This is a genomic window from Streptomyces alkaliterrae, from assembly GCF_007097205.2.
GTDB classification, from domain to species: Bacteria; Actinomycetota; Actinomycetes; order Streptomycetales; family Streptomycetaceae; genus Streptomyces; species Streptomyces alkaliterrae.
Window position 1 is genome coordinate 1 of the sequence record NZ_VJYK02000565.1, and the last position, 1,591, is coordinate 1,591.

The 1,591-nt window shown below is 75.9% G+C and carries 1 protein-coding gene; it reads right to left on the minus strand.

The window, feature by feature from the left end; all coding sequences use genetic code 11:
• On the minus strand, positions 1–1,440 hold a 1,440-nt coding region (locus FNX44_RS26785), incomplete at its 3' end, for an NAD(P)/FAD-dependent oxidoreductase (RefSeq protein ID WP_143651550.1).
• Positions 1,441–1,591: the final 151 nt, after the last annotated feature.

Consider the following 1,591-nt stretch of genomic DNA (forward strand, 5'->3'; position numbering starts at 1 on the left):
GCCGGTGGTGCCGGACGTGCCGGGCCTGCGGTTCCAGGCCGTGCACTCCGACGACGTGGGGCGCGCGTACGCGAGCGCCGGCACCGGGGAGGCGCGTGGCGCGTTCAACCTGGCGGCCGACACGCTGGTGGAGGCCGGTCGGATCGCCGCCGCGGTCAGCGGGGGAGCGGAGTTCAGCCGGTCCCCGACGAAGTGCTTGGCCACGAAAGCCTGGTGGCCGAGGAGCTCGCCGGCCTCCGAGAAGCCGGGGAGGCGACGGGGATCGTAGATCCGGCTCCACGGCGGCCGCGGCCGCCCGGTGAGGTAGTCGGTCAGCAGCCGGGCGGCCATGGCGCCGCCGCTCATGCCCCAGCCGGCGAAGCCGGTGGCCAGCAGCACGTGCCGGGTGGCCGGGTTGAGGCGGCCGACCAGCGGCAGGCCGTCGGTGCTGAACGTGTCCTGGGTCGCCCACCGGTGGCTGAGCCGCACACCGGGGAAGCGCACCCGCGCCCAGTCGGTCAGCCGGTGGAACGCCCCGGCGGCGTCCTCCTCCCCGGGGGCGAACTTCTCCCCGGTGACGATCAGCAGCCGCCGTCCCGGGTCGGGGAGCGGGGCGCAGCGCAGCGAGCGGGTGCGGTCCTCGAACGTCAGGTACATGCCCCCCGGGGCCTGTCCCGCCGGCAGCGAGCCGGCCACCACCACCTCGCGCCGCACCGCCAGCCGGGCGAACGCGCCGGACCGGTCGAACACCGGGTAGTGGGTGGCGACCACCACGTCGGGGGCGGTGGCGGTGGCGCCGTCCGCCGTGCTCACCCGGCCGACGACCCCGTCGTGCAGCTTCACCACCCGGCTGTTCTCGTAGATCCGCGCGCCGCGCCGCGCCAGGTCGGCGGCGACCGCCAGCAGGAAGCGGCGCGGGTGGAACTGGTACTGGTCGTCCAGCCGCAGCCCGCCGGCGACCGGGTACGGCAGGTCGACCTCGGTGACCGCGCGCACCGGGAGCCCGGCGGCGGTCGCGGCCCGCTCCTCGGCCTGCAGCCGGGGCAGCTCACGGGCGGCCTCGACGTAGCTGTAGGCGGGCACCCGCTGCCATCCGACGTCCGCGTCGAGCGCTTCGACCACTCCCGCGAGGTACTGCAACGCGTCGAGTTGGGAACGCGCGTACAGTCCGGCGGTCGCCTCGTCGTGCCGCTCCACCAGCGAGGAGTAGGTGAAGCCGTGCAGTGCGGTCACCTTGGCGCTGGTGCGGCCGCTGACCGCGGCGGCGATCCGACCGGCCTCCACCAGCACGACGTCGGCGCCGTTGCGGGTGAGCTCCCAGGCGGTGAGCAGGCCGACGAGGCCGCCCCCCACGACAACGACGTCGGAGTGGTCCTCGCGCAGCGGCGGGAACGTGGTGGTCTCGGTGGCCGGGGCGGAGTCCGTCCAGTAGCTGCGGTGCGTCAGGCTCTCGGTGGACATGTGCACTCGGGTGCCCGGTCGGCCGCCGTCCACACCGCGCGGCGGCCGACCTGCCCGCACCCGGCCTCAGGGCCTCAGGGCCCCATCCGGTCGCCGCGTCCCATCTGGTGCGGGCTGCCGTGCGGCGGGCCGTGGCTGGGTTCGGGGGAGG